This is a genomic window from Streptomyces sp. NPDC107500, from assembly GCF_055582785.1.
On the sequence record NZ_JBVJPF010000001.1, the window covers coordinates 954,915 to 981,892 of the forward strand.

At 72.0% G+C, this 26,978-nt stretch carries 25 protein-coding genes; 14 read left to right on the forward strand and 11 right to left on the reverse strand.

Annotated features, from left to right (window positions below):
- Positions 1-44: 44 nt before the first annotated feature.
- Positions 45-1,580: a leucyl aminopeptidase gene (locus tag ACZ67M_RS04200; protein ID WP_469849491.1), complete on the reverse strand. Its 1,536-nt coding sequence runs from the start codon at positions 1,578-1,580 to the stop codon at positions 45-47.
- A gap of 251 nt (positions 1,581-1,831) precedes the next feature.
- Between ACZ67M_RS04200 and ACZ67M_RS04205 the strand changes: the two genes are divergently transcribed.
- Positions 1,832-2,632 (forward strand): endo alpha-1,4 polygalactosaminidase, encoded by an 801-nt coding sequence (locus ACZ67M_RS04205; RefSeq protein WP_392234932.1) that lies wholly within the window; start codon positions 1,832-1,834, stop codon positions 2,630-2,632.
- A 31-nt stretch (positions 2,633-2,663) separates the two neighbouring features.
- Here the strand turns inward: ACZ67M_RS04205 and ACZ67M_RS04210 are convergent, their stop codons facing one another.
- On the reverse strand, positions 2,664-3,446 hold the full coding sequence (locus tag ACZ67M_RS04210; RefSeq protein ID WP_469849494.1) for an adenosylcobinamide-GDP ribazoletransferase: 783 nt from the start codon (positions 3,444-3,446) through the stop codon (positions 2,664-2,666).
- Positions 3,447-3,509: 63 nt separating this feature from the next.
- Here ACZ67M_RS04210 and ACZ67M_RS04215 point away from each other — a divergent pair, with 63 nt between their 5' ends.
- On the forward strand, positions 3,510-4,253 hold the full coding sequence (locus ACZ67M_RS04215) for a hypothetical protein (protein WP_385803976.1): 744 nt from the start codon (positions 3,510-3,512) through the stop codon (positions 4,251-4,253).
- 69 nt (positions 4,254-4,322) lie between these two features.
- On the opposite strand, the gene cobT is transcribed toward ACZ67M_RS04215, so the two are convergent.
- Positions 4,323-5,396: a nicotinate-nucleotide--dimethylbenzimidazole phosphoribosyltransferase gene (gene cobT / locus ACZ67M_RS04220; protein WP_385803979.1), complete on the reverse strand. Its 1,074-nt coding sequence runs from the start codon at positions 5,394-5,396 to the stop codon at positions 4,323-4,325.
- 143 nt (positions 5,397-5,539) lie between these two features.
- On the opposite strand from cobT, the gene ACZ67M_RS04225 reads away from it, so the two are divergent.
- A complete protein-coding gene (locus ACZ67M_RS04225; RefSeq protein WP_361355466.1) occupies positions 5,540-6,259 on the forward strand; it encodes a class I SAM-dependent methyltransferase in 720 nt (239 codons plus the stop codon).
- On the opposite strand, the gene ACZ67M_RS04230 is transcribed toward ACZ67M_RS04225, so the two are convergent.
- Positions 6,248-7,447, reverse strand: a complete 1,200-nt coding sequence (locus ACZ67M_RS04230; RefSeq protein WP_469849495.1) for a bifunctional adenosylcobinamide kinase/adenosylcobinamide-phosphate guanylyltransferase — start codon at positions 7,445-7,447, stop codon at positions 6,248-6,250. The two genes, ACZ67M_RS04225 and ACZ67M_RS04230, sit on opposite strands and share 12 nt — an antisense overlap.
- Positions 7,448-7,609: 162 nt before the next feature.
- On the opposite strand from ACZ67M_RS04230, the gene ACZ67M_RS04235 reads away from it, so the two are divergent.
- Positions 7,610-7,855, forward strand: a complete 246-nt coding sequence (locus ACZ67M_RS04235) for a hypothetical protein (protein WP_361355469.1) — start codon at positions 7,610-7,612, stop codon at positions 7,853-7,855.
- 34 nt (positions 7,856-7,889) lie between these two features.
- On the opposite strand, the gene ACZ67M_RS04240 is transcribed toward ACZ67M_RS04235, so the two are convergent.
- The 3 genes from ACZ67M_RS04240 to ACZ67M_RS04250 form a co-directional block, all read right to left on the reverse strand.
- Positions 7,890-8,966, reverse strand: coding sequence for a S1C family serine protease (locus ACZ67M_RS04240; RefSeq protein WP_392100364.1), 1,077 nt, complete (start codon positions 8,964-8,966; stop codon positions 7,890-7,892).
- A 120-nt stretch (positions 8,967-9,086) separates the two neighbouring features.
- Positions 9,087-9,788, reverse strand: coding sequence for a class I SAM-dependent methyltransferase (locus ACZ67M_RS04245; protein WP_361355543.1), 702 nt, complete (start codon positions 9,786-9,788; stop codon positions 9,087-9,089).
- 83 nt (positions 9,789-9,871) lie between these two features.
- Entirely contained in the window at positions 9,872-10,543 is a 672-nt protein-coding gene (locus ACZ67M_RS04250) for a DUF3043 domain-containing protein (RefSeq protein WP_386935209.1), read from the reverse strand.
- 234 nt (positions 10,544-10,777) lie between these two features.
- On the opposite strand from ACZ67M_RS04250, the gene ACZ67M_RS04255 reads away from it, so the two are divergent.
- From ACZ67M_RS04255 to ACZ67M_RS04275, 5 genes are all read left to right on the forward strand, one after another.
- Positions 10,778-11,569 (forward strand): PspA/IM30 family protein, encoded by a 792-nt coding sequence (locus ACZ67M_RS04255; protein WP_277343334.1) that lies wholly within the window; start codon positions 10,778-10,780, stop codon positions 11,567-11,569.
- Between the two features lie 23 nt (positions 11,570-11,592).
- Entirely contained in the window at positions 11,593-11,877 is a 285-nt protein-coding gene (gene pspAA, locus ACZ67M_RS04260) for a PspA-associated protein PspAA (protein WP_392100361.1), read from the forward strand.
- Between the two features lie 143 nt (positions 11,878-12,020).
- The gene (locus ACZ67M_RS04265) at positions 12,021-13,250 is read left to right on the forward strand and encodes a sensor histidine kinase (protein ID WP_392009081.1); all 1,230 of its coding nucleotides are present in this window, start codon (positions 12,021-12,023) and stop codon (positions 13,248-13,250) included.
- Entirely contained in the window at positions 13,247-13,930 is a 684-nt protein-coding gene (locus tag ACZ67M_RS04270) for a response regulator (RefSeq protein WP_122620512.1), read from the forward strand. The genes ACZ67M_RS04265 and ACZ67M_RS04270 overlap by 4 nt, the downstream gene beginning before the upstream one ends.
- A gap of 156 nt (positions 13,931-14,086) precedes the next feature.
- Positions 14,087-17,209 carry an efflux RND transporter permease subunit gene (locus ACZ67M_RS04275; RefSeq protein ID WP_469849497.1) on the forward strand — a complete coding sequence of 1,041 codons (3,123 nt, stop codon included), beginning with the start codon at positions 14,087-14,089 and terminating at the stop codon, positions 17,207-17,209.
- Between the two features lie 90 nt (positions 17,210-17,299).
- Here the strand turns inward: ACZ67M_RS04275 and nadA are convergent, their stop codons facing one another.
- Positions 17,300-18,484: a quinolinate synthase NadA gene (gene nadA, locus ACZ67M_RS04280; protein WP_361355476.1), complete on the reverse strand. Its 1,185-nt coding sequence runs from the start codon at positions 18,482-18,484 to the stop codon at positions 17,300-17,302.
- Between the two features lie 244 nt (positions 18,485-18,728).
- Between nadA and ACZ67M_RS04285 the strand changes: the two genes are divergently transcribed.
- Positions 18,729-19,085 (forward strand): iron-sulfur cluster assembly accessory protein, encoded by a 357-nt coding sequence (locus tag ACZ67M_RS04285; RefSeq protein WP_122620514.1) that lies wholly within the window; start codon positions 18,729-18,731, stop codon positions 19,083-19,085.
- A 91-nt stretch (positions 19,086-19,176) separates the two neighbouring features.
- On the opposite strand, the gene ACZ67M_RS04290 is transcribed toward ACZ67M_RS04285, so the two are convergent.
- Together ACZ67M_RS04290 and ACZ67M_RS04295 are read right to left on the reverse strand one after the other, a co-directional pair.
- On the reverse strand, positions 19,177-20,697 hold the full coding sequence (locus ACZ67M_RS04290; RefSeq protein WP_469849500.1) for a hypothetical protein: 1,521 nt from the start codon (positions 20,695-20,697) through the stop codon (positions 19,177-19,179).
- Positions 20,698-20,789: 92 nt separating this feature from the next.
- Entirely contained in the window at positions 20,790-20,999 is a 210-nt protein-coding gene (locus ACZ67M_RS04295) for a hypothetical protein (RefSeq protein WP_352152982.1), read from the reverse strand.
- Between the two features lie 132 nt (positions 21,000-21,131).
- Here ACZ67M_RS04295 and ACZ67M_RS04300 point away from each other — a divergent pair, with 132 nt between their 5' ends.
- Positions 21,132-22,106 carry a carbohydrate kinase family protein gene (locus ACZ67M_RS04300; protein WP_361368527.1) on the forward strand — a complete coding sequence of 325 codons (975 nt, stop codon included), beginning with the start codon at positions 21,132-21,134 and terminating at the stop codon, positions 22,104-22,106.
- A 15-nt stretch (positions 22,107-22,121) separates the two neighbouring features.
- Here the strand turns inward: ACZ67M_RS04300 and ACZ67M_RS04305 are convergent, their stop codons facing one another.
- Positions 22,122-23,504: an aminotransferase class V-fold PLP-dependent enzyme gene (locus ACZ67M_RS04305; RefSeq protein ID WP_469849501.1), complete on the reverse strand. Its 1,383-nt coding sequence runs from the start codon at positions 23,502-23,504 to the stop codon at positions 22,122-22,124.
- A 301-nt stretch (positions 23,505-23,805) separates the two neighbouring features.
- Here ACZ67M_RS04305 and ctaC point away from each other — a divergent pair, with 301 nt between their 5' ends.
- From ctaC to ACZ67M_RS04320, 3 genes are read left to right on the forward strand one after another with little or no spacing between them, the layout of a single operon-like run.
- On the forward strand, positions 23,806-24,765 hold the full coding sequence (gene ctaC, locus ACZ67M_RS04310; protein ID WP_125491475.1) for an aa3-type cytochrome oxidase subunit II: 960 nt from the start codon (positions 23,806-23,808) through the stop codon (positions 24,763-24,765).
- Complete coding sequence (gene ctaD, locus ACZ67M_RS04315; RefSeq protein WP_376299491.1) at positions 24,762-26,498, forward strand: aa3-type cytochrome oxidase subunit I; 1,737 nt, start codon at positions 24,762-24,764, stop codon at positions 26,496-26,498. The genes ctaC and ctaD overlap by 4 nt, the downstream gene beginning before the upstream one ends.
- The gene (locus tag ACZ67M_RS04320; protein WP_064727489.1) at positions 26,495-26,893 is read left to right on the forward strand and encodes a cytochrome c oxidase subunit 4; all 399 of its coding nucleotides are present in this window, start codon (positions 26,495-26,497) and stop codon (positions 26,891-26,893) included. The genes ctaD and ACZ67M_RS04320 overlap by 4 nt, the downstream gene beginning before the upstream one ends.
- Positions 26,894-26,978 lie beyond the last annotated feature (85 nt).

Sequence of the window (26,978 nt, forward strand, 5' to 3'; positions counted from 1 at the left end):
CCGCAGTCGCAAGATCACCCGCACCCCCTAGCTCTCGAGCGCCCCTAGCCCAGGTCACCCGCAGCCGTCAGCTCGGCCACGCGGACCAGCGTCCGCACCGCCGTACCCGTGCCCCCCTTCGGCGTGTACCCGAAGGGACCGCCCTCGTTGAACGCCGGGCCCGCGATGTCCAGGTGCGCCCAGGCGATGCCCTCGCCCACGAACTCGCGCAGGAAGAGGCCGGCCACCAGACCGCCGCCCATCCGCTCACCCATGTTCGCGATGTCCGCGGTCGCCGAGTCCATCCCCTTGCGCAGGTGCTCGGGCAGCGGCATCGGCCAGGCCGGCTCGCCGACCTCCTCCGCCGCCTCGTGCACCGCGGCGCGGAACGCGTCGTCGTTCGCCATGACGCCGTACGTCCGGCTGCCCAGCGCCAGCATCATCGCGCCGGTCAGCGTCGCCACGTCGATGATCGCGTCCGGCTTCTCCTGCGAGGCCGCCCACAGCGCGTCCGCGAGCACGAGCCGGCCCTCGGCGTCGGTGTTGAGCACCTCCACCGTCTTACCGCTGTACATGCGCAGCACGTCACCCGGGCGCGTCGCCGAGCCGGAGGGCATGTTCTCGGCCAGCGCCAGCCAGCCGGTCACGTTGACCTCCAGGCCCAGCCGCGCGGCGGCGACGACGGCGGCGAACACGGCGGCGGCACCGGCCATGTCGCACTTCATCGTCTCGTTGTGCCCGGCCGGCTTCAGCGAGATGCCGCCCGAGTCGTAGGTGATGCCCTTGCCGACGAAGGCCAGGGACTTCGTCGCCTTGGACGACGTGTACGACAGCTTCACCAGCCGCGGACCCGCCGCCGACCCGGCGCCGACGCCCAGGATGCCGCCGTAGCCGCCCTTGGTCAGCGCCTTCTCGTCGAGCACCTGCACCTTGATGCCGTGCTCCTTGGCCGCGGCCTGCGCGACCGCCGCGAAGGCCTCCGGGTTCAGGTCGTTCGGCGGGGTGTTGACCAGGTCGCGGGCGCGGTTCAGCTCCTCGGCCACGGCCGCGGCGCGCTCGACCGCCGCCTTGTACGCCTTGTCGCGGGGCTTGCCGCCGAGCAGCGTGGCCTCCGCCAGCGGGGCCTTGCCGTTCTTGGCCTTGGCGCCGCCCTTCTCCTTGTAGGCGTCGAAGGAGTACGCGCCGAGCAGCACCCCCTCACCGACGGCGCCGGCGTCGGCGGCCTCGGTGAGCGGGAGGGCGAAGGCGGCCTTCTTGGCGCCGGCCAGGGTGCGGGCGGCGACACCGGCCGCCCTGCGCAGCGCCTCGGCGTCGAAGGAGGCGTCCTTCTCGGGCTGGGCGCCGAGACCCACGGCCACCACGATGAGTGCCTTGAAGCCGGACGGAGCGGGCAGCTTCGTCACCTCGCCCTCGGCGCCGGAGGCACCGAGGGTCTCCAGGACGCCGGCGAGCCGGCCGTCGTACGCCTTGTCCACGGCCTCGGCGCCGGGTGCGACGACCAGGCCCTGGGACTTGGACGCCGTGTCCTTGGCGACACCGATCACGATCGCGTCGGCCCGGAGGCCGGGCGCCGCTGCGGTGCTGAGAGTGAGAGCAGTCACGGTGGTGAATTCTCGCTTCCGTATGAAGTCTGGTGTGGCCGAATGCGGGTGGGTCGACCGGGCCCGACATCCGACCCTAGATCCCTCCTGCGACGCGGTCCTCGCCCGGGCGGGCGAACACCCGGGACGAGCCTACGCTCGCGCTCGCGCGTGTCAGCTCCCGCGGGGCCGCCGTTTCCCGCCGGGTACCCGGGATGAGAGATCATTCCCGGGGTACGCCACCGCGCCACCCCACACCCTGGAGCACCCCCGTGAGACGCCCGGTCCTGTCGATAGCCCTCCTCCTGCTGCTCGCGGGCTGCACCTCGTCTCCCGTTGACGGCGGGGGCGGCGGGGACGGTGGGGACGCCGAGGACCACTGGCGGCCGCGGCCCGGCACCGCCTGGCAGTGGCAGCTCAGCGGGAAGCTCGACACCTCCGTGGACGTGCCGGTCTACGACATCGACGGCTTCGACCACACGAAGGCCACGGTCGCCGGTCTGCACGACGACGGCCGCAAGGTCATCTGCTACCTCTCCACCGGCGCCTGGGAGGACTTCCGGCCCGACGCGGCGAAGTTCCCCAAGTCCGTACTGGGCAAGGGCAACGGGTGGGAGGGGGAGCGGTGGCTGGACATCCGCGCGACGGACGTCCTGGAGCCGCTGATGGCCGAACGCCTCGACATGTGCCGGGAGAAGGGCTTCGACGCCGTCGAGCCGGACAACATGGACGGCTACCGGAACGAGACCGGCTTCCCCCTCACCGCGGACGACCAGCTCCGCTACAACCGGCTGATCGCCGAACTCGCCCACGACCGCGGGATGGCCGTCGGGCTCAAGAACGACCTCGACCAGATCCCCGAACTGGTCGACGACTTCGACTTCGCCGTCAACGAGCAGTGCGCGCAGTACGGCGAGTGCGGTGACAACCAGCCGTTCATCGAGGCGGACAAGGCGGTCTTCCACGTCGAGTACGAGCTGCCCACCGAGCGGTTCTGCGCCGAGTCCCGGAAGATGCGGCTCAGTTCGATGCTGAAGAAGTACGAGCTGGGAGTGGAGCGCGAGGCCTGCTGAGGCCGGCGCCCGCTCGGCTCCCGCTCCCGGATCAGCCGAGGACCGAGACCACCAGTGCCGTGGTGGCCGCCGTCTCCGCGACGCCGCCGAAGACGTCGCCCGTGACGCCGCCGAAGCGGCGGACGCAGTGCCGCAGGAGCAGTTCGGCCGCGGCCACGGCGCACAGTACGGCGAGGGCCGTGCGTACCGTGTCGTCCGCCCCCAGGAGCGCGCCCGCGCCCGCGGCCGCCAGGGTGACGGCGGCCGCCGCACCCAGCGCCGCGGTGGTCGGGACCACCCCCGCGACCGCCGCGCCCAGTCCCTCCGGGCGGGCGGCGGGCACACCCGCGCGGGCGGCCAGCGTGAGCGCCAGCCGGGCGGCGGTCGCCGAGACCACGGCGGCGAGCGCGCCCCGGGTCCAGGAAACGTCGTAGGCCTGGGCCAGCGCGGCGACCTGGGCGAGGAGCGTGAACAGCAGGGCGAGTACACCGAACGGCCCGATGTCCGACTGCTTCATGATCCGCAGGGCGTCCTCGGCGGGCTTGCCGCTGCCCAGTCCGTCCGCGGTGTCGGCCAGGCCGTCCAGGTGCAGTCCCCGCGTGAGGACGGCGGGGACGGCGGCGGTGGCCACGGCGGCGAGGAGGCTGCCGGCGCCCAGGAACAGCAGCAGGAGCCCGGTGCCCGCGGCCGCGGCACCGACGGCCAGCCCGGCCAGTGGCGCGCACAGCATGCCGGCGCGTGCCGCCTCCCTGTCCCAGCGGGTCACTTTGACCGGGAACACGGTGAGGGTGCCGAAGGCGAAGCGGAGGCCGTCGAGGGAGGGGGTCCTGGACACCGGCGCAGAGTACCCGGAGGTGGTTGGCGCGGCGTTGACGAGGGGCGGGGATAAAGTGCGCATATGGGAGATTGGTGGCAGCGGAACATCGTGGAGCCCGGCAAGCTGCCGCTACTGCTCGCCCTGGGGTCCTTCGTGCTGACGTTCGTGATCACCCGGGTCGTCACGCGTCTGATCCGGGCGGGGAAGGGGCCGTTCGGGAACGTCAAGGCGGGCGGGGTGCACATCCACCACGTGGTGCCCGGGGTCCTGCTGACCGTCGTCGGGGGATTCGCGGCGGTCGCGGGGGGACGACACGGGTTCGGGTCCGCCGTCGCGGCCGTGGTCTTCGGCATCGGAACGGGTCTGGTCCTGGACGAGTTCGCGCTGATCCTGCACCTCGACGACGTGTACTGGAGCGAGGAGGGGCGCCAGAGCGTGGAGGTCGTGGTGGTCACGGCGGCCCTGGTGGGGCTGGTCCTCGCCGGGTTCACGCCGTTCGGGGTCGACGGGGTGGACCAGGACGAGTTCCAGGACCGCGCGAGCGTCGTCACGACCGTCGCGGGGAACTTCCTGTTCTCGTTGCTCGCCCTGGCCAAGGGCAAGACGCGGCTCGCGGTCTTCGGGGTGATCGTGCCCGTGATCGCGCTGATCGGCGCGGTCCGGCTGGCCCGGCCCGGCTCGCCCTGGGCCCGCCGCTTCTACGCCGGCCGCCCGCGCGCCCGCGCTCGCGCCCGCCTGCGGGCCTACCACCACGACCGCCGCTGGTCCGGCCCGCGCCGTGCCTTCCAGGACTGGATCGGCGGCCGCCCGGACGCCGGGCGCTGACGCCCGCGGCGCCTGCGCGGGTGCGGGCCGGGCCGTGCCCCCCCGGCCCGCGCCCGCGCCCGGCGCGGATCACTCGGCGGCGGTGACGGCCTTGTCGGCGGACGACTCCGGCAGCTCCGCGGCCAGTGCCGCCGCGGCCTGGACCAGGGGCAGGGCCAGCAGAGCCCCCGTGCCCTCACCCACCGTCACACCCTGGGACAGCAGCGGCTCCAGGGCCATCCGGTCCAGCGCCTTCGCCTGGCCCGGCTCGCCGCTGTCGTGCGACGCCAGCCACCAGTCCGGTGCCCGGAAGGCGACCCGCTGCCCGACCAGCGCGCAGGCGGCCGACACGACGCCGTCCAGGATCACCGGCATCTTCCGCACCGCGGCCTGGAGCAGGAAGCCCGTCATGGCGGTGAGGTCCGCGCCGCCCACCGTGGCGAGCAGCTGCAACTGGTCGCCGAGTACCGGCCGGGCGCGGCGCAACCCGTCCCGGATCGCCGCGCACTTGCGCATCCAGGCCAGGTCGTCGATGGGCAGCCCGCCCCGCCCGGTGACGACCGACGCGTCGGTCCCGCACAGCGCCGCGACCAGCACGCCCGCCGCCGTCGTCCCGCCCACGCTCACATCGCCGAGCACCACCAGGTCCGTGCCCGAGTCGGCCTCCTCGTCGGCCACCGCCATCCCGGCCCGGAAGGCGGCCTCCGCCTCCTCGGGGGTCAGCGCGTCCTCGATGTCGATGCGCCCGCCGCCACGCCGCACCCGGTGGCCGGAGACCTCGGCCGGCAGCGACTCGGGGTCGCAGTCCAGCGACATGTCGACGACCCGGACCGGCACACCGAGGCGCCGGGCGAGCACCGACACCGGCCGGCCGCCCTCCAGCACCTCGCGCACCAACTCGCCCGCACCGCCCGCGGGCCGCGCGGAGACACCCAGTTCGGCGATCCCGTGGTCGCCGGCGAAGAGCACGGCCCGGGGCCGTTCGACCGGCCGCACCGGCACGGCGGACTGCGCCGCGGCCAGCCACTCGCCCAGTTCGTCCAGGCGGCCCAGCGCTCCGGGCGGCACGACCTGACGCTCCCGGCGCGCCTCCGCGTCGCGACGTACGCCGCCGTCCGGGCGCTCGATCAGGTCGGTGAAGTCGTCGAGATTCAGCGAGCTCATTCGCCGAACAGTACCGGCCCCGGTCGAACACCAAGGAGGGCCCGTGGGCAGCGCGCCCGGGCGGCGTCGTTGCACCCCGGAACGCGATCACCTACGTAACGTTTTGCCTGGATTGTCGTTCGCACTCGTCCCGGGAGCCGCCCATGTCCGCACCCCCCGCCCCCTCGGTGCCTCCCGTCCCCCGCTACCGGCCCCACCGGGCGGACTGCCCCTGGTGCGGCTCGCGCCGGCTGCGGGCACGGCCGCGGCGCGAGGAGCCGCGGCAGGGCGAACCCGGCCGGTCCGTTCTCGAGAGGTGCGCGGACTGCCGGCTCGGGTTCAGGAACCCGCCGGTCCCCGCGGAGACCGGGCACGCCGCGCTCCGGGCCGGGGTCCGGCTGAGACACGCGCTCGCCGCCCGCGCGATGCTCCGCCACTGCCCCGAGCCCGAGAGCTGGCTGGACGTCGGCACCGGCGACGCCGACTTCCCGCACGCCGCCCGCGCGCACTTCCCGTACACCTCGTTCGACGGCCTGGACGCCACCCACCGCGTGCTGCGGGCCCGTGCGGTGGAGCGGGTCGAGGAGGCGTTCGTGGGGCGGCTGACGGACCCGCACATCGCGTCCCGGCTGCGCGCCCGCTACGACGTCGTGAGTCTCTTCCAGTACCTGGAGAGCGTGCCCGACCCGCGGGCCGAACTGCGGGCCGCGGTGCGGATGCTGCGGCCCGGTGGTCATCTGCTCGTCGCAGTGGCCGACCCGCGCCGGATCCTTCCCGCGCATCCCGTGGGCCTGGCCGCCGAGTTGGTGGCCCAGGGCTGCACCGTGCTCGGCGGCACCCGGGGGCAACGGATCGTCGCGCGCCGGGACTGGTCAGCCGCGTAGCACCAGGGCCTGGCCAGCAACCACCAGCAGCACCTGCTCGCACTCGTTCGCGAACGCCGCGTTCAGCCGCCCGAGTTCGTCCCGGTAGCGGCGGCCGGACGCGGTGGCCGGGACGATGCCCGAGCCCACCTCGTTCGACACCGCGACGACCGTACGCCGGGTGGCGCGGACCGCCTCCGTCAGCTCCCGCACCCGGTCCCTGAGGGCCCGTTCGCCCCCGCCGGACCACTCCGCGTCGTCCCACGCGCCGACCGCGTCCATCGCGTCCGTCAGCCACAGCGACAGGCAGTCGACCAGCAGGGGCGGGCCGTCGTCCTTCAGCAGCGGCACCAGGTCGCAGGTCTCGGCGGTGCGCCACGAACCCGGGCGCCGTTCCCGGTGGGCGCAGACCCGCGACGCCCACTCGGTGTCGCCGCCCCGGGAACCGCCGGTGGCCACGTAGAGCACGTCCGGGAAGGGCTCCAGGCGGCGTTCGGCCTCCACTGACTTGCCCGACCGGGCGCCGCCCAGGACGAGGGTGCGCCGGGGTACGTCGGGTACGTCCTCGTAGGCGCCCACCGTCAGGGTCGTGTCGTCGGGCACGGCCCTCGCCCCGGCCGCCGCGAGCCGCCGCGCCAGTTCCGGGCCGGGCGGCACGTCGTGGTCCAGGTGGACGGCGACGACGTCCGTCGTCGGGCCCGCCGCGCCGACCGACCGCAGCTTCGCCAGCGCGTCCGGCCGCCCCACCACGTCCGCGACGATCAGGTCGTACGGCTCCGCCGGCTCCTCCAGACCGGCCGGGGCGCCACCCGGCGGCACGTAGAGGAGCCGCCGCCCGTCCGGTCCCGTCACGGCGTAACCCGTGCCCGGCGCGTCCAGCGCCACCGCCCGCACCCGGTGCCCGGTCAGCACCGCCAGCTCCCGCCCGTCCGGCACCCGCCCCGGCTGCGGCAGCCCGGCCGGTACCTCCACCGCGGGCCCGTCGTGCGGATGGGAGAGCAGCACCTGCCGCACCCCGGCCAGGGACCGCCCGGCGCGGGCCGCGGCGAACGCGGCGCCCGGCGTCAGGTCGAGCAGCAGCGCACCGTCGACCAGCAACGCGGTCGCCGCGCGCGCCTGCTCGCCCTGCGCCGCGGCACAGGCCGCGCAGGGACAGTCGGGGCGGGGGAGTCCCGCGGGGGCACCGGTGCCGAGCAGAGTCACGTCCACGCACCCGATTTTCGCCGGTCGCCCGGCGACGTGCGCGCCCGAGGCCCCCAAGGAGCACGCACCGCCTTGTACGGCGCACCCCGCTCAGCGCATAGGCTGCGGTCGGAGGCCGGACCAAGATCCGGCTTCCGCTCTGCATGTGCTCACATCTTGGAGGCGTACATGGCGGCATGGACGTGGCGGTTCGAGACGGCCGGCGGGACGGAGGTCCAGCCCGCGGTGGAGCCCGAGGAGTTCACCACGCAAGGGGACGCCGAGTCCTGGATCGGGGAGTACTGGCAGCAGCTCAAGGAGGGCGGCGCGGACCAGGTGCGGCTCTTCGAGGACGCCACCGAGATCTACGGCCCGATGAGCCTGCACGCCGAGGGCGCCGAGAGCGCCGAGGCGCCCGAGGCCTCGGAGGCGTAGGCGCGGGGAGCGGACGGGGGCGGCCGCGTCCCCGTCACTGCTCGCCCAGCGTCACCTCGGCGGTGCGCTCGTCGCCGTCCCGGGTGTACGTCACCTTCGTCCGGTCGCCCGGCGCCATCGACGCCAGGGCCTCGGCCAGGGAGGTGATGGTGGTGACGTCGGTGTCCCCGACCCGGACGACGACGTCGCCGGGACGCATGCCCGCGTCGTCCGCCGCCCCGCCGTCGCTCACCTCGACGACGGCCACGCCCGCGGGACGGTAGTCGTCGTCGACGACCGTACGGGCGGTGATGCCCAGCGCCGCCCGGCCCGAGTCGGTGACCCGGCCGTCCTCGACGATCTGGCCGGCGACCGTCCGCACCATCGACGCCGGGATCGCGAAGCCGATGCCCGGGGCCGCGCTGTCGCCCATGCCCGGGTCGGTCGCCGCCAGCGTCGGGATGCCGATCACCTGGCCGTCCAGGTTCACCAGGGCGCCCCCGCTGTTGCCGGGGTTGATGGCCGCGGACGTCTGCACCATGTTGGCGATGGTCGCGCCCGTGCCGCCCCCGCCGCTGCCCTCCGTGACGGTCCGCCCGGTCGCCGACACGATGCCCTGCGTCACGCTGGAGGACAGGCCGAGCGGCGAGCCCATCGCCAGCACGATCTGCCCGACGGCGACCTTCGCGGAGTCACCGAAACGAGCCGCCCTCAGCCCGTCCGGAAGCCGGTCCAGCTTGATGACCGCCAGATCCTGCTCGGGGTACGAGGAGACGAGCCGCGCGGCCACGGCGCCCTCGCTGCCGGCCGTCGTCACCCGGAAGGACTCGCGGTCCCCGACGACGTGCGCGTTGGTGACGACGTGCCCCTTGCCGTCGTACACGACCCCCGACCCCAGCGAGTCGCCCGCCTGGATCTGCACGACCGACGGCAGCACGTCCTTGATCACCCGCTCGTAGTCGGCCTGGAGGTCGTTGGCGGCGCGCGGCGCGGCGGCCTGCGCCGTGCCGCCCTCCCGTGCGCCGTCGGAGCCCCGGCCGGATCCGGTGCAGCCGGTCACCAGCAGCAGGGCGCAGGCCCACGCGGCGACGGGACCGAGCCGGCGTGGCACACGGGTACGGGAAGCGTCCATGCCCCGAGTCTCACCGCGCACCCCGGCGGCGGCTTCCGGTGAACACCCGAACGGGCGCCGGGCAGGCCCCGGGTCGTGTCCGCGAAGTCCCGCCTGCCCCGCAGGGCTCTGAGGAGACGACTAGCCGCGCACTCCGCACAGATGCAGCAGCGCCGCCGTCCCGCGGTACGGGTCCGTCCGGCCGGCCCGCTCCTCGGCGGCCAGCAGGGGTTCGAGATCGGCCGGGGGAGCGGTCTCGTCGCTCGCCGTGTCCGTGAAGACCCGGACGCCGTACCAGACGTGCAGCGGGGCACCGATGCTCGCGAGTTTCGCCGTCAGCGCCGCCAGCCGGTCCGCGCGCACATCGAGGCCGAGACGGTTCTGGTAGTGCGTGGTGTCGAAGGCGGTCAGCGCGCCGGCCCAGTCGCCGTGCAGGCCCGGGCGCATGGCGAGCGCGTCGCCGTTGCGCACCAGGAGCGACAGCAGGCCGCCCGGCGCGAGCATCCGGGCCAGTCCCGCGAGCAGCGGATCGGGTTCCTCGACGTACATCAGCACGCCGTGGCAGAGCACCACGTCGAAGCTGCCGGGCAGGAAGTGCACGCCGGTGTCCCGGCCGTCGCCCTCGACGATCCGCATCCGCTCCCGGATGCCCTCCGGCTGCCCGGCCAGCGCGTCCCGCGCCGCGGCGATCATCGTGGCGTCCCGCTCCACGCCGGTCACCTGGTGCCCGGCCCGTGCCAGCCGCAGCGCCTGGGTGCCCTGGCCCATGCCGACGTCGAGCACCCGCAGGCGCCTGCCCACGGCGAAACGGCCGGCTATCTGCTCGTCCAGCTGTCGCGCCACCATCTCCTGCCGTACGACGTTGCGCAGACCCGGCAGTTTCGCCGTCCAGCTCTGGGCCGCGTCACCGGCGAAAGGCGTCGTGCTCAGGGCCGCTCTCCGCGCTTGACCTGGGGCTTGGGCAGCCGCAGGCGACGCATCTGGAGCGACCGCATCAGGGCGTAGGCGACGGCACCGCGGCGGCGCTCGTCGGGGAACCGCTCGGCGAGGCGCTTCTTCAGCCGGAAGCCGGTGACGATCGAGTCCAGCACGATCAGCACGATCACGACCAGCCACAGCAGCAGCGCGACGTTCTGCAGCGAGGCGACGCGGACCATGCTCAGCACGAGAATGATCACGGCCATCGGCAGGAAGTACTCCGCGATGTTGAACCGCGAGTCGACGAAGTCGCGCGCGAACCTGCGGACCGGGCCCTTGTCGCGGGCCGGCAGGTACCGCTCGTCGCCCTTCGCCAGCGCCTCGCGCTGGCGCGCCATCGCGGTCCGCCGCTCCTCGCGCTGCCGCTTGGCGGCGTCCTTGCGCGTCAACGGCGTACTGGCGACGCTGCGGCGCTGGGACTGGGCCACGCTGCGCTTGGGCGTGGGCCTGCCCTTGGGGGCCTGCGGGTCACGGGGCTGAGTGGAGTCGGTCACCGGCGCGCTGGCGCTCTGGGCCTTCTCATCCTTGGCACGGCTACGGAACACAAAACCCAAGGGTACGGGGTGCGGGGGTGTGGACCCCAGTCCGGTGGGGAACGATCCGGCAACGCCGGTCGTCAGTAAGGGGACAGAGGGGACTTTGCGTACGCCCTCGGACACCGGTCATTCCGGACAACCCCGGGGAGCACCTACTCCTTGCGCCGGATCGGGAGCGTACGCAGTCGTCCTTGGGGATGAGCGCATCCGTCCCCGAACAGTGCGGTAATGGATGCAGGGCCCGTACTGTGGGTTCTGTTGCAGTCGCTGGAGCCGGAGTCGGCCAGAAGGGGGCGCGCGAAGCCCATGAGCGGTGTCATGAAGCGTATGGGGATGATCTTCCGCGCGAAGGCCAACAAGGCCCTGGACCGGGCCGAGGACCCGCGCGAGACCCTCGATTACTCGTACCAGAAGCAGCTGGAGCTGCTGCAGAAGGTGCGCCGCGGGGTCGCCGACGTGGCGACCAGCCGCAAGCGCCTGGAGCTGCAGCTCAACCAGCTCCAGTCCCAGTCGGGCAAGCTGGAGGACCAGGGCCGCAAGGCGCTGGCGCTGGGCCGCGAGGACCTCGCCCGCGAGGCGCTCTCCCGCCGGGCCGCCCTCCAGCAGCAGGTCACCGACCTGGAGACGCAGCACGCCACCCTCCAGGGCGAGGAGGAGAAGCTCACCCTGGCGGCCCAGCGGCTCCAGGCCAAGGTGGACGCCTTCCGCACGAAGAAGGAGACCATCAAGGCCACCTACACGGCGGCCCAGGCGCAGACCCGCATCGGCGAGGCGTTCTCCGGCATCTCCGAGGAGATGGGCGACGTCGGCCTGGCCATCCAGCGGGCCGAGGACAAGACCGCCCAGCTCCAGGCCCGGGCCGGCGCCATCGACGAGCTGCTCGCCTCCGGTGCCCTCGACGACCAGTCCGGCATGCACAAGGACGACATCCAGGCCGAGCTGGACCGGCTCTCCGGTGGTACGGATGTAGAGCTGGAGCTCCAGCGCATGAAGGCCGAGCTGGCCGGTGGCAGCACCGCCGACCGGCAGGCCATCGAGGGCGGCGAAGGTCAGGGCAGGACGCAGTCCCAGCAGCAGCCGCAGGACACCCCGCGCTTCGACAAGCAGTAGCCCACGCGCCTAGGAGGGCCGACATGATCGTACGGATCATGGGGGAGGGACAGCTGACGCTGGCCGACGACCGGCTCGCGGAGCTGGACAAGCTGGACGACGAACTCCTGGCCGAAATGGAGAACGGCGACGGCCCCGGCTTCCGCGCCACCCTCCAGGCCCTCCTCGCCAAGGTCCGCGACCTGGGCGAGCCCCTCCCGGAGGACTCCCTGGAGCCGTCCGACCTCATCCTGCCCTCCCCGGACGCCACCCTGGAGGAGGTCAAGGAACTGCTGAGCGACGACGGCCTCATCCCGGGCGGGGCGTGACGTTCTGTTTTTCAGCCCGTCCGGCGTTTGAGGACGAGGCCGTCAGGCCGAAAGCGGGGGTCTGGGGGCGCAGCCCCCAGCAGACGCCCACTGAACGCGGGCCCAGTGAGAACCCACGCCCACTCCAGCTACCGTAAACAGCCGTGAGCACCCTCGCCCGCGCCCGCTGCACCCTCGGCGCCCACCCCTCCGCACTGGACACCGCCCTCGCCGCGGCGGTCCTGGTGTGCATGGTCGCGGGCTCCTTCGCGGACCCGCACGGCCCGGAGGGCGTCACCTGGAGCCTGCGCACACCCGCCGTGCTCAGCCTGGTCCTGATGGCCGTCGGCGCCGCCGCCCTCGCCTTCCGCCGCCGCGCCCCGCTCGTGGTCCTCGGCGTCACCGGCTCCGTCTCCGTCGTCGAGAGCGTCACCGGCGACCCCCGCGCACCCGTGGTGATGTCCGCCGTCATCGCCCTCTACACCGTCGCCGCCTCCACCGACCGCCCCACCACCTGGCGGGTCGGCCTGCTCACCATGACCGTGCTGACCGGCGCCGCCATGCTGTTCGGACCGCTGCCCTGGTACGCGCAGGAGAACCTCGCCGTCTTCGCCTGGACCGGCATCGGTGCCAGCGCCGGGGACGCCGTCCGCAGCCGCCGCGCCTTCGTGCAGGCCATCCGGGACCGGGCCGAGAAGGCCGAGCGCACCCGTGAGGAGGAGGCCCGCCGCCGGGTCGCCGAGGAGCGGCTGCGGATCGCCCGCGACCTGCACGACGTGGTCGCCCACCACATCGCTCTGGTCAACGTCCAGGCCGGGGTCGCCTCGCACGTCATGGACAAGCGGCCCGACCAGGCCAAGGAGGCCCTCGCCCACGTCCGGGACGCCAGCCGCAGCGCGCTGGACGAACTCCGGGCCACCGTGGGGCTGCTCCGCCAGTCCGGCGACCCGGAGGCGCCGACCGAACCGGCTCCCGGCCTCGACCGGCTGGACGAACTCGTCGGCACCTTCCACCACGCCGGGCTGACCGTCGAGGTGGCCCGCGCCGACCAGGGCACCGAACTGCCCGCCGCCGTCGACCTGGCCGCCTACCGGATCATCCAGGAGGCCCTGACCAACGTCCGCAAGCACGCGGGACAGCGGGCGAAGGCCGAGGTCAGCGTCGTACGGGTGGGGCCGAACATCGAAGTGACCGTCCTCGACGACGGAACCGGCGACGGCGGCGGGGACGGCACTTCCCCGGACAGCGGCGGCCACGGACTCCTCGGGATGCGCGAGCGCGTCACCGCCGTGCGCGGCACCCTCACCACCGGTCCCCGCTACGGAGGCGGCTTCCGCGTCCATGCGATCCTTCCGGTCAGAAGCCGCACCGAAGCCGCGGAGGACCCCGTATGACGATCCGTGTCCTGCTCGCCGACGACCAGGCGCTGCTGCGCAGCGCCTTCCGGGTGCTGGTCGACTCCGAGCCCGACATGGAGGTGGTGGGGGAGGCGTCCGACGGCGCGGAGGCGGCGCGGCTGGCCGCCGAACGGCGGGCCGACGTGGTGCTGATGGACATCCGGATGCCCGGCACGGACGGCCTCGCGGCCACCCGCCTGATCAGCGCCGACCCCGCCCTCGCCCATGTCCGTGTCGTCATACTGACCACCTTCGAGGTCGACGACTACGTGGTGCAGTCGCTGCGCGCGGGCGCCTCGGGCTTCCTCGGCAAGGGCTCCGAACCGGACGAGCTGCTCAGCGCGATCCGCGTCGCGGCCGGCGGGGAGGCCCTGCTGTCGCCGACCGCCACCAAGGGTCTGATCGCCCGCTTCCTCGCCCAGGACGGCACGGCCGGGGAGGACGGCGACCCCGCCCGCGCCGAGCGGCTGGAGACGCTGACCGGACGGGAGCGCGAGGTCCTGGTCCAGGTCGCCGGCGGGCACTCCAACGACGAGATCGCCGAGCGCCTCGAGGTCAGTCCGCTCACCGTCAAGACGCACGTGAACCGGGCCATGGCCAAGCTGGGCGCCCGCGACCGCGCCCAGCTGGTCGTGATCGCCTACGAATCCGGGCTGGTACGTCCAAGGGTGGAGTGACCTCTACCCGCGTGTACTGCGGCGGCAGTAGGCGCCGGATAAGGAAATGGACCTGCGGGCTAGGGAACCGGGGCCGCCCATGGCCCAGGGTGTTGGAGTGGGCGTACAGACGTGCCCCGTCCCCTCCGCTCGGCCACAGAAGAGAGACCCTGACCCATGTCCTGGCTGTCGAGATTCAGCCTCGCGCAACGGGCCCTGATCGGGCTGATGTCGATCGTCGCGCTCGTCTTCGGGGCGATCGCGATCCCCCAGCTCAAGCAGCAGCTGCTGCCCACCATCGAACTGCCCATGGTGTCGGTGCTCGCGCCGTACCAGGGTGCCTCCCCGGACGTGGTCGAGAAGCAGGTCGTCGAGCCGATCGAGGACAGCCTCGAAGCCGTCGACGGGATATCCGGCGTCACCGCCACCGCGAGTGAGGGCAACGCCGTCATCATGGCGTCCTTCGACTACGGCCCGAACACCCAGCAGCTCGTCGCCGACGTCCAGCAGGCCGTCAACCGGGCCCGCGCGCAGCTCCCCGACGACGTCGACCCGCAGGTCATCTCCGGCTCGACGGACGACATCCCGACCGTCGTCCTCGCCGTCACCTCCGACGAGGACCAGCAGGCGCTGGCCGACCGGCTCGACAGGACCGTCGTCTCCGAGCTGAAGGACATCGACGGCGTCGCCCAGGTCACCGTCGACGGCGTGCGCGACGTCGAGGTCACCGTCACGCCGGACCCGGCGAAGCTGGCCGCGGCCGGGGTGAGCCCGCAGGTGCTCGCCCAGTCCCTCCAGGCCGGCGGCGCCACCGTCCCCGCGGGCTCCTTCGACGAGGACGGCGCCAACCGCACCGTCCAGGTCGGCGGCGGTTTCACCTCGCTCAAGCAGATCCAGGACCTCATGGTCACCGGCGAGGGCGTCGACAAGCCCGTCCGCCTCGGCGACGTCGCCACCGTCAAGGAGGAGGAGGCCAAGGCCGACTCCCTCACCCGCACCGACGGCAAGCCGTCCCTCGCGGTCGCCGTGACGATGGACCACGACGGCAGCGCGGTCGCCATCTCGAACGCCGTCGAGGACAAGCTGCCCGACCTGCGCGAGCAGCTCGGCTCCGGCGCGGAACTCACCGTCGTCAGCGACCAGGGCCCGGCGGTCTCCAAGGCCATCTCGGGTCTGACCACGGAGGGCGGGCTCGGTCTGCTCTTCGCCGTCCTGATCATCCTGGTCTTCCTGGCGTCCATCCGCTCCACCCTGGTCACCGCGGTCTCCATCCCGCTGTCGGTGGTGCTGGCGCTGATCGTCCTGTGGACGCGCGACCTGTCGCTGAACATGCTGACGCTGGGCGCGCTGACCATCGCCATCGGCCGGGTCGTGGACGACTCGATCGTGGTCCTGGAGAACATCAAGCGCCACCTCGGCTACGGCGAGGAGCGCCGGGAGGCCATCCTCCAAGCGGTCCGCGAGGTCGCCGGGGCGGTAACCTCCTCGACCCTCACCACGGTCGCCGTGTTCCTGCCGATCGGTCTGGTCGGCGGCATGGTCGGCGAGCTGTTCGGCTCCTTCAGCCTCACCGTCACCGCCGCGCTGCTGGCGTCCCTGCTGGTGTCGCTGACGGTCGTCCCGGTGCTGTCGTACTGGTTCCTGCGGCCCCCGAAGGGCACCCCCGAGGACGCCGCCGAGGCCCGCAGGCTGGCCGAGGAGAAGGAGTCCAGGAGCCGCCTCCAGCGCTTCTACGTCCCCGTCCTGCGCTTCGCCACCCGCCGCCGGCTGACCAGCGTGGCCATCGCGGTCGTCGTGCTGATCGGCACCTTCGGCATGGCGCCGCTGCTGAAGACGAACTTCTTCGACCAGGGCGAGCAGGAAGTCCTCAGCGTCAAGCAGGAGCTGAAGCCGGGCACCAGCCTCGGCGCGACCGACGCCCAGGCGAAGAAGGTCGAGAAGCTCCTCGGCGACACCGAGGGCGTCAAGGACTACCAGGTCACCATCGGCTCGTCCGGCTTCATGGCGGCCTTCGGCGGCGGTACGGACACCAACCAGGCGTCGTACCAGATCATGCTGGAGGACTCCGCGTCCTCCGAGGACGTCCAGGACCACATCGAGGACGGTCTCGCGAAGCTCGACGGCATCGGCACCACCACGGTCGCCGCCGGTGACGGCTTCGGCAGCCAGGACCTGAGCGTCGTCGTCAAGGCGGCCGACGCGAAGGTGCTCCGGGACGCCTCCGAGCAGGTCCGCAAGACGGTCGCCGGGCTCGACGACGTCACCGACGTCACCAGCGACCTGGCGCAGAGCGTGCCGCGCATCTCGGTCAAGGCCAACGCCCGTGCCGCCGAGGCCGGTTTCACCGACCAGACGCTCGGCGCCGCCGTCGGCCAGGCCGTGCGCGGCACGCCCGCGGCCAAGGCGACCCTGGAGGACACCGAGCGCGACGTGGTGATCCGGTCGGCGCGGCCCGCCGAGACGATCGCCGAACTGAGGGCCCTGAACCTGGGTCCGGCCAAGCTCGGTGACATCGCCACCGTGCGACTGGTGGACGGTCCGGTCTCGATGACCCGGATCGACGGTCAGCGCGCGGCGACCATCACCGCCAAGCCGACCGGCGACAACACCGGCGCGGTCGGCGCCGACCTCCAGTCGAAGATCAACGCGCTGGACCTGCCGGCCGGCGCCACCGCCGAGATCGGCGGCGTCACGGCGGACCAGGACGATGCCTTCGTCAACCTGGGCCTCGCCATGCTCGCGGCGATCGCGATCGTGTTCATGCTGCTGGTCGGCACCTTCCGGTCGCTGGCCCAGCCGCTGATCCTGCTGGTGTCCATCCCCTTCGCGGCGACCGGCGCGATCGGCCTGCTGATCGCCACGGGCACTCCGATGGGTGTCCCGGCGATGATCGGCATGCTGATGCTGATCGGCATCGTGGTCACCAACGCGATCGTGCTGATCGACCTGATCAACCAGTACCGCAAGCAGGGCTACGGCGTGGTCGAAGCGGTCGTCGAGGGCGGCCGGCACCGGCTGCGGCCCATCCTGATGACGGCCCTGGCGACGATCTTCGCCCTGCTCCCGATGGCGCTGGGCGTCACCGGCGAGGGCGGCTTCATCGCCCAGCCGCTGGCGGTGGTCGTGATCGGCGGTCTGGTCACCTCGACCCTGCTGACCCTCCTGCTGGTCCCGACGCTCTACGCGATGCTGGAACTCCGCAAGGAGCGGCGCGCGAAGAAGCGGGCGGCGAAGAAGGGCGGCGGCGACGTGCCGCCGCAGGCGGCGGCTTCGGACGAGCCGGAGCCGGCGAAGGTCTGAGACCGCGAAACGGCGGAGGTCCCGCCCGGCACCGAAGGTGGCCGGGCGGGACCTCCGCCGTTTCCAGCACCCCGCACGGGACGGAACCGGCTACGGCAGCGCCAGCATCCGCTCGAGCGCCAGCTTCGCGAACGCCTCCGTCTCCGTGTCCACCTCGATGCGATTGACCAGCGTGCCCTCGGCCAGTGACTCCAGCGTCCAGACCAGGTGCGGCAGGTCGATGCGGTTCATCGTCGAGCAGAAGCAGACCGTCTTGTCGAGGAAGACGATCTCCTTGTCCTCCGCAGCGAAACGGTTCGCCAGCCGCCGGACCAGGTTCAGCTCGGTCCCGATGGCCCACTTGGAACCGGCCGGGGCCGCCTCCAGGGCCTTGATGATGTACTCGGTCGAGCCGACGTAGTCCGCCGCCGCGACGACCTCGTGCTTGCACTCGGGGTGCACGAGGACGTTCACCCCGGGGATGCGCTCGCGCACGTCGTTCACCGAGTCGAGGCTGAAGCGGCCGTGCACCGAGCAGTGCCCCCGCCAGAGGATCATCTTCGCGGCGCGCAGCTCCTCGGCGGTCAGCCCGCCGTTCGGCTTGTGCGGGTTGTAGACGACGCAGTCCTCGAGCGTCATGCCCATGTCCCGCACCGCGGTGTTGCGGCCCAGGTGCTGGTCGGGCAGGAACAGCACCTTCTCGCCCTGCTCGAAGGCCCAGTCCAGGGCGCGCTTGGCGTTGGACGAGGTGCAGATGGTGCCGCCGTGCTTGCCGGTGAACGCCTTGATGTCCGCCGACGAGTTCATGTACGAGACGGGCACGACCTGCTCGGCGATCCCGGCCTCGGTCAGCGCGTCCCAGCACTCGGCGACCTGCTCGGCGGTGGCCATGTCCGCCATGGAGCACCCGGCGGCCAGGTCGGGCAGGACCACCTTCTGGTCGTCGGAGGTCAGGATGTCGGCCGACTCCGCCATGAAGTGGACACCGCAGAAGACGATGTACTCGGCCTCCGGGCGCGCGGCCGCGTCCCGGGCCAGCTTGAAGGAGTCACCCGTGACGTCGGCGAACTGGATGACCTCGTCGCGCTGGTAGTGGTGGCCGAGGACGAAGACCTTGTCCCCGAGCTTCTCCTTGGCCGCGCGGGCGCGTGCGACCAGGTCCGGGTCGGAGGGCGAGGGCAGGTCGCCCGGGCACTCCACGCCGCGCTCGCTCCTCGGGTCGGCCTCACGGCCGAGCAGCAGCAGGGCGAGGGGCGACGGCTGTACGTCGAGCTCCTGGGTTTGGGCGGTGGTCACGACACGCACCCTTTCTACTTTTCGTCTAACTGACGCTATATATCATAACCGCTTCACGTCAGTTTGACGATGCCCATTGTGTCGGTGTGACGTGAATCCCGGTGCCGCTTACCGTGGGCGGGGGCGTGTGCGAGCATGAAGGGAACGCCGAGGACAAAGACTCGGGCCCGCCCGGAATGAATCCGCGGCTCCGCCGGTTGAAACCGTCGGCAAGCAGTCTCCGTACAACCCGGGAGAGATGTAGATGTCCGTATCGGACGAGTCCACCACCGTCACCGACGGCATCATCGTGACCGACGCCGCCGCGGCCAAGGTCAAGGCCCTGCTCGACCAGGAAGGCCGTGACGACCTCGCGCTGCGCGTGGCCGTCCAGCCCGGCGGCTGCTCCGGCCTGCGCTACCAGCTCTTCTTCGACGAGCGCTCGCTCGACGGCGACGTGGTGAAGGACTTCGACGGCGTCAAGGTCACCACCGACCGCATGAGCGCCCCGTACCTGGGCGGCGCCACCATCGACTTCGTGGACACGATCGAGAAGCAGGGCTTCACGATCGACAACCCGAACGCGACGGGTTCCTGCGCCTGCGGCGACTCCTTCAGCTGAGCCGCGCGGCACACGCGCACGCGACACGAAGAGGGCGGCGGCCCGGGGTCAGACCCCGGGCCGCCGCCCTCTTACGCTCACCCGTCCGGTGTCACCGGTTCCCGGACGGCGCCGGCAGTCGCGCGCCGGGCTTGTGCAGCGGGACCTTCTCGCCGTCCGCGCCCACGACCTTCCGGTCGCCGAGCGGTGCGTCGAGCCGCACCGTGCGCTCGTACTCCTTGGCGATCAGGATGCACACCTTGTCCGGATGCGGGGTCTCGGTCACCGTCACGGTCACCTCCCCGTCCTTCTCCTCGGCCTTCGCCTCGTAGTCCGCGCACACCCCGCCCGTGAAGTGCACGGTCAGCTCTCCGCCGGCGGCCGTGTACCCGTTCACCCGCACGTCCCGCGGCTCGCCCGGCTTCGAGGCCGACTCGCCGGACGGGGACGGCGAGGCCGGGGCCGCGGTGGTCAGGTACTTCGGCTCGACCGCCGGATACGTGACCGTGGACCTGTCCTCCGCGCCCGGCGCGCGCACCTCGAACAGCCAGGAGGGCACCAGCGTCTGCCGCCCCCGCACCGGATGCGCGGCCAGACCGAACACCGCGTCCTCGACCGTGACCGTCTGCTTCCCGGACTTCTCCGGTGAGCCGGCCGGCGGCGCGCACGGCGTGTCCGCGCCGTCCTCGTGCGGCACCGGGCTCGCGCAGCCCCCGATGCCTCCGACGCCGGGCCCGGAACCGCCGCCCGGCGAGTTCAGCAGCGCCAGCGCCTCCTTCGCGTCCAGGACGGGGTACGTGTCCCCCTTGACCGGCGCCTTGACCTGCCCGCTGCCGCCGACCACGTCGCCCTGCGCGCCGACCACCACGCCGGTCGTCCAGCCGTGCGTGGGCAGCCCGCCGACCTCGGGTTCGGCGTTCACGGCCCGCCGGGCGCCCATGACCTGGCCCGCGTCCAGTTTGGCGTCGTCCTGGCCCAGCGCCTTCAGCACCGGCGCCGCCGCCTTCTTCGCGGCCGCCTCGCTGACCGGGCTCCCGTCGGCGGACGGGGCCCGGCACACGGCGCCCTTCTTGCAGTCGTCGGTGCCGGGTGTGTAGCGGTGGAACGTCCAGGTGCCCGGCGCCTGCGTGGTCACCGTCAGCAGGGGGCCCGAGCCGTCCTTGGCGTTGCCGACCTTCCAGGCCCCGCCCTGGACGCGCGGTGCGCCCGCCACCCCGAGCGCCTCGGCCAGCCGGGCCACCTCCGCCTCGGTGACCTCGCCCTTCGTCCGGTACACGGGCGCCGAGCCGGGCCCCTCGGGGAGGGAGCCGTCGGCGCGGTAGGTGACGCCGTACGGGTCGGGCTCACCGGGCGCGATGCCGTTGGTTCCGTCCGTACCGCCGTCGGGGGACGTCCCGTGGTCGTCCAGGGCCAGCGGCGGGGGAGTGTCGTCGCCGGACGCCCCGGACGCCGTACCGCCGTCCGGGTCACCGCCGGAGGCGGACGTGGCCAGGTAGGCACCGCCCGTGCCGACCAGCAGCACGGCGGCGGCGACCGACGCGACGACGACCGCGGAGGGACGCCGTCGCGCGGGACGCCCGGTGCCGGCCTCGTCGGCGGCGGTGGCGTCGTTGTCGGGTCGCTCGCTGTTCACCGCATCGCTCCTTCAGCTGTTACCGGGGACAGCGATGGGACGCGGTGGGCGGGCATCCGGTTCCCGGCGACGGCGCGCGTCGCCCGAACGGCTCAGTCGCCGTAGTCCGACATCGCCTCCAGCAACTGGGCCGACGTCTGCGGCACCCGTACACCGTGGAGCAGCGAGACGGGCACCGGGCGGGTGGCGACGTGAGCCGGGGCCGACCAGCGCGGCGTCATCCGGGCGCAGTCACCGCGCAGCGACGCCAGGTCGCCGTCCAGGTCGGCCGGGGCGGGGTCGGCGGTCCTCAGGTTCGTCATAACAGAACCGTAGGCACGTCACGGACCGCGAAGAAAGTTGTACTACCGGGTAGTTTTGCCTGCTTCGATCGCGAGGCGGTCCCGGGTAGCGTGAACTGTCAACCCGCCTCCCCTCAGGAGAGAGTCCACGCCGTGCGCATCGCAGTCACCGGCTCCATCGCCACCGACCACCTCATGACCTTCCCCGGCCGATTCTCCGACCAGCTCGTCGCGGACCAGCTGCACACGGTCTCGCTCTCCTTCCTGGTCGACCAGCTGGACGTACGCCGGGGCGGCGTCGCCGCGAACATCGCCTTCGGCATGGGCCAGCTCGGCATCCGGCCGATCCTGGTCGGCGCGGCGGGCTCGGACTTCGCCGAGTACCGCGCCTGGCTCGACCGGCACGGCGTCGACACCGGCTCGGTGCGCATCTCCGAGACCCTGCACACCGCCCGCTTCGTCTGCACCACCGACGCCGACCACAACCAGATCGGCTCCTTCTACACGGGCGCGATGAGCGAGGCCCGCCTCATCGAGCTGAAGACCGTCGCCGACCGCGTGGGCGGCCTCGACCTGGTCTCCATCGGCGCCGACGACCCGGAGGCGATGCTCCGGCACACCGAGGAGTGCCGCGCGCGGTCCATCCCCTTCGCCGCGGACTTCTCCCAGCAGATCGCCCGGATGAACGGCGACGAGATCCGGATACTGCTGGACGGGGCGACCTACCTCTTCTCCAACGAGTACGAGAAGGGGCTCATCGAGACCAAGACCGGGTGGACCGACGAGGAGATCCTCGGCCGCGTGGGGCACCGCGTCACCACCCTCGGCGCGCGGGGCGTGCGGATCGAGCGGGTCGGCGAGGAGACCATCGAGGTCGGCGTGCCCGACGAGGAGCGCAAGGCCGACCCGACGGGGGTCGGCGACGCCTTCCGGGCCGGGTTCATGGCGGGACTGGCGTGGGGGGTCTCGCTGGAGCGGGCGGCGCAGGTGGGCTGCATGCTGGCGACCCTCGTCATCGAGACGGTCGGTACGCAGGAGTACCAGCTGAGCCGGGGGCACTTCATGGAGCGGTTCACCAAGGCGTACGGGGACGAGGCCGCGGACGAGGTTCGGGGGCGGCTGGGCTGATCGGCCGGGTGCGGCCTATGTGATCCGGCGGACCAAGTAGGCCGTTCCCCTTTCCTCCCGCTCCTCGCCCACGTACTCCTGGCCCCGCATCTCGCACCACGCCGGGATGTCCAGGCGGGCGGCCTCGTCGTCGGAGAGCACGCGCACCGTCCCGCCGACGGGGACGTCGCCGATGACCTTGGCCAGTTCGATGACCGGGATCGGGCAGCGGCGGCCGATGGCGTCCACGACGAGGTCCGCCCCGGTCTGCGGGGCGGACTCCGCGGCCGTCGGCGCGCCGAGCCTCTCCCGCACCGCGGCCACCGCGCCCGGCAGCACTTCGAGGAACCGTTCCACGTCCTCGGCCGGCGTCCCCGGGGGCAGTGACACCCGGACGTTGCCCTCGGTCAGCACGCCCATCGCCTTGAGGACGTGGCTCGGCGTCAGCGTGCTGCTGGTGCAGGACGACCCGGACGAGACGGAGAAGCCGGCCCGGTCCAGCTCGTGCAGCAGAGTCTCCCCGTCGACATAGAGACACGAGAAGGTGACGATCCCGGGCAGCCGCCGCACCGCGTCGCCGACCACCTCGACGTCCGGGACCAGGCCGGGCACCCGCGCCCGGATCCGCTCCGTCAGCTCCCGCAGCCGGGCCGCCTCCTGCGCGGCCTCGGCCCGCACCGCACGCAGCGAAGCCGCCGCGGCCACGATCGCCGGCAGGTTCTCGAACCCGGGCGCCCGCCCCGACTCCCGCTCGTCCGCCGCCCCTTGCGGCGCGAACCGCACCCCCTTGCGCACGGCCAGCAGCCCGACCCCGGACGGCCCGCCCCACTTGTGCGCGCTCGCCGTGAGCAGCGACCAGTCGGCCTGCACCTTGCCCCAGCCCAGCGACTGGGCCGCGTCCACCAGCAGCGGCACGCCCGCCGCCCGGCAGGCCTCCGCCACCTGCGCCACCGGCTGCTCGGTGCCGACCTCGTGGTTGGCCGACTGGAGGCAGGCCAGCGCGGTGTCGTCACCGAGGGCCGCGGCGAAGGCACCCGCGTCCACCGCGCCGGCGCGGTCCACGGGGACCTGGGTGACGGTCCCGCCGTCACGCTCCAGCTCCTCGGCCGCGTGGAGTACGGAGGAGTGTTCGACGGCAGACACGATCAGGTGGCGTCCGACGCGCCGCCGCCCGGCGAGCGCACCCGCCACCCCTGAATGCACCGCCCGCGTCCCCGAAGGAGTGAACACCAGCTCGTCGGCCCGGCACCCCACCGCCTCGGCGGCGGCCTCCCGGGCGGCGTCGAGCAGCAGCCGCGCCCGCCGCCCTTCCCGGTAGAGGCGCGCGGGATCGGCCCACCCCTCGTCGAGAGAGGCCAGCAGCGCCTGCCGGGCGACGGGATGGAGGGGAGCGGCGGAAGCAGCGTCGAAGTAGCCCACACGGCAACGCTAGAACGCCGGGTGGGACAGCGCCCCACCAGGGGCGCGGGGAACTGCGCGACAAGCCACGACGAACCGTCAGCCGCGAGACAACCCCCGCCCGCCACCCCCGTAGGCGCCCCATCCCACCCTTAAAGAGTGACCCCCGGCGCGTATGCCACCCTCCCCGCGACCCCCCGGAGGGCGTCGGCTAGGGTTTGGTCCGCATAAACATCAAACCCCTGCCCGACGCAGGGCGGCGACCGACCAGCGAGAAGGCCGCAGCCGAACAGCGCGGGCGAGACTCTCGGGAAGGCGCTACGTGAGTCCCAACGGCTCCGACCGCTCGCCGCGGCGCCCGATGCGGCGGAAGCTGCTGCAGGCACTGACCGCGGGCCTGGTCCTGGCGACCGCCACAGGTTGCACATACGAGGACTTCCCCCGCCTCGGCTTGCCCACCCCAACCACGGAAGAGGCTCCGCGGATCCTCTCCCTCTGGCAGGGTTCCTGGGCTGCCGCGCTGGCCACCGGCGTGCTGGTGTGGGGCCTGATCCTGTGGAGTGTGTTCTTCCACCGGCGCAGCCGCACCAAGGTCGAGGTCCCTCCACAGACCAGGTACAACCTGCCCATCGAGGCGCTGTACACCATGGTTCCGCTCGTCATCGTCTCGGTGCTGTTCTACTTCACCGCGCGTGACGAGTCCGAGCTCCTGAGCCTCAAGAAGAAGCCCGACGTCACGGTCAACGTGGTCGGCTTCCAGTGGAGCTGGTGCTTCAACTACGTCGAGAGCGTCAACGGTTCCTCCGGTGACGCCAAGACCTCCGAGGAACTGTCCGCGATCCCGGACCGGTTCAAGGAGGACTTCCCGGCCAACGCCGGCGGCACCTACGACTGCGGTACCCCGAGCACGCGGAACCCGCAGACCGACAACCCCGGTCCGACCCTCTGGCTCCCCAAGGGCAAGACGGTTCGCTTCGTCCTGACCTCGCGTGACGTCATCCACTCCTTCTGGGTGGTGCCGTTCCTCATGAAGCAGGACGTCATTCCGGGCCACACCAACGCCTTCGAGGTGACCCCCAACAAGGAGGGCACCTTCCTCGGCAAGTGCGCCGAGCTGTGCGGCGTGGACCACTCCCGGATGCTGTTCAACGTGAAGGTCGTCTCCCCGGAGCGCTACGAGCAGCACCTCCAGGACCTCGTGAAGAAGGGGCAGACCGGTTACGTTCCCGCAGGCATCGCGCAGACGAGCCACGAGAAGAACCGGGAGACGAACAACCTGTGAGCATCCTCAACGAACCCCAGGGTGCCTCGGCAGCGGAGGACTCGTACGAGAACGAGCTGCCGGTACGGCGCAAGCAGCCCGGCAACGTCGTGATCAAGTGGCTGACGACCACTGACCACAAGACGATCGGCACGCTGTATCTGGTGACGTCGTTCGCCTTCTTCTGCATCGGCGGCGTGATGGCGCTCTTCATGCGCGCCGAGCTGGCCCGGCCGGGTCTGCAGATCATGTCGAACGAGCAGTTCAACCAGGCGTTCACGATGCACGGCACGATCATGCTGCTGATGTTCGCGACGCCGCTGTTCGCCGGCTTCACGAACTGGATCATGCCGCTGCAGATCGGCGCGCCGGACGTGGCGTTCCCGCGGCTGAACATGTTCGCCTACTGGCTGTACCTGTTCGGCTCGACCATCGCGGTGGGCGGGTTCCTGACCCCGCAGGGCGCGGCCGACTTCGGCTGGTTCGCGTACTCCCCGCTGTCCGACGCGGTGCACTCGCCCGGCATCGGCGGCGACCTGTGGATCATGGGTCTGGCCTTCTCCGGCTTCGGTACCATCCTCGGCGCGGTCAACTTCATCACCACGATCATCTGCATGCGCGCGCCCGGCATGACGATGTTCCGGATGCCGATCTTCACCTGGAACGTGCTGCTGACCGCGGTGCTGGTCCTGCTGGCCTTCCCGGTGCTGGCCGCGGCCCTGTTCGCGCTGGAGGCGGACCGCAAGTTCGGCGCGCACATCTTCGACTCGGCCAACGGCGGGGCGCTGCTGTGGCAGCACCTGTTCTGGTTCTTCGGCCATCCCGAGGTGTACATCATCGCGCTGCCGTTCTTCGGCATCGTCAGTGAGATCATCCCGGTCTTCTCCCGCAAGCCGATCTTCGGTTACACGGGTCTGGTCGCGGCGACGATCGCGATCGCGGGTCTGTCGGTGACGGTGTGGGCGCACCACATGTACGTCACGGGCGGCGTGCTATTGCCGTTCTTCTCCTTCATGACCTTCCTGATCGCGGTCCCGACCGGTGTGAAGTTCTTCAACTGGATCGGCACCATGTGGAAGGGCTCGCTGTCCTTCGAGACACCGATGCTGTGGTCCACCGGCTTCCTGATCACCTTCCTCTTCGGTGGTCTGACCGGTGTCATCCTGGCCTCGCCGCCGCTGGACTTCCACGTCTCGGACTCGTACTTCGTGGTGGCGCACTTCCACTACGTGGTGTTCGGCACGGTGGTGTTCGCGATGTTCGCGGGCTTCCACTTCTGGTGGCCGAAGTTCACCGGCAAGATGCTGGACGAGCGCCTGGGCAAGATCACGTTCTGGACGCTGTTCGTCGGCTTCCACGGCACGTTCCTGGTCCAGCACTGGCTGGGCGCCGAGGGCATGCCGCGCCGGTACGCGGACTACCTGGCGGCCGACGGGTTCACCGCCCTGAACACGATCTCGACGATCAGCTCGTTCCTGCTCGGCGCGTCGATCCTGCCGTTCTTCTACAACATCTGGAAGACGGCCAAGTACGGCAAGCCGGTCGAGGTGGACGACCCGTGGGGCTACGGGCGTTCGCTGGAGTGGGCGACCTCCTGCCCGCCGCCGCGGCACAACTTCCTCACCCTGCCGCGCATCCGCAGCGAATCCCCGGCGTTCGACCTGCACCACCCCGAGATCTCGGCGATCGACCAGCTGGAGAACGTCGGTCACGGGGAGAAGACCCTCGCCGGCGGCAAGGAGGCCGGGAAGTGAAGATCCAGGGCAAGATGTTCATCTGGTTGAGCGTCTTCATCCTCGTCGTGGCGGTGGTCTACGGCTACTGGTCCAAGGAGCCGGCCGGCACCACGGCGCTCTTCCTGGCCTTCGGCCTGTCCATCATGATCGGCTTCTACCTGGCCTTCACGGCCAAGCGGGTCGACGTCGGTGCGCAGGACAACAAGGAGGCGGACGTCGCGGACGACGCCGGCGAGGTCGGGTTCTTCAGCCCGCACAGCTGGCAGCCGCTCGCGCTCGGTCTCGGCGGTGCGCTCGCCTTCCTGGGCGTGGCCGTCGGCTGGTGGATCATGTACTTCTCGGCACCGGTGATCCTGGTCGGCCTGTTCGGCTGGGTCTTCGAGTACTACCGCGGTGAGAACCGCACCCAGTAGCACGCGCTGAGCACAGAAGGGCCCGGACACTCCGTCAGGAGCGTCCGGGCCCTTCGTATGCCGTACGCCTTTCACTCGTCCGGAT

Excerpts from the sequence above, each read along its gene's own strand:
- ACZ67M_RS04225 (WP_361355466.1), top strand. The coding sequence starts at position 5,540 with ATGTCCGCACCCCCCGCCCCCTCGGTGCCTCCCGTCCCCCGCTACCGG.
- cobT (WP_385803979.1), bottom strand. The coding sequence starts at position 5,396 with ATGAGCTCGCTGAATCTCGACGACTTCACCGACCTGATCGAGCGCCCG.
- ACZ67M_RS04235 (WP_361355469.1), top strand. The coding sequence starts at position 7,610 with ATGGCGGCATGGACGTGGCGGTTCGAGACGGCCGGCGGGACGGAGGTC.
- ACZ67M_RS04240 (WP_392100364.1), bottom strand. The coding sequence starts at position 8,966 with ATGGACGCTTCCCGTACCCGTGTGCCACGCCGGCTCGGTCCCGTCGCC.
- pspAA (WP_392100361.1), top strand. The coding sequence starts at position 11,593 with ATGATCGTACGGATCATGGGGGAGGGACAGCTGACGCTGGCCGACGAC.
- ACZ67M_RS04215 (WP_385803976.1), top strand. The coding sequence starts at position 3,510 with ATGGGAGATTGGTGGCAGCGGAACATCGTGGAGCCCGGCAAGCTGCCG.
- ACZ67M_RS04255 (WP_277343334.1), top strand. The coding sequence starts at position 10,778 with ATGAAGCGTATGGGGATGATCTTCCGCGCGAAGGCCAACAAGGCCCTG.
- ACZ67M_RS04295 (WP_352152982.1), bottom strand. The coding sequence starts at position 20,999 with ATGACGAACCTGAGGACCGCCGACCCCGCCCCGGCCGACCTGGACGGC.
- ACZ67M_RS04285 (WP_122620514.1), top strand. The coding sequence starts at position 18,729 with ATGTCCGTATCGGACGAGTCCACCACCGTCACCGACGGCATCATCGTG.
- ACZ67M_RS04270 (WP_122620512.1), top strand. The coding sequence starts at position 13,247 with ATGACGATCCGTGTCCTGCTCGCCGACGACCAGGCGCTGCTGCGCAGC.
- ACZ67M_RS04275 (WP_469849497.1), top strand. The coding sequence starts at position 14,087 with ATGTCCTGGCTGTCGAGATTCAGCCTCGCGCAACGGGCCCTGATCGGG.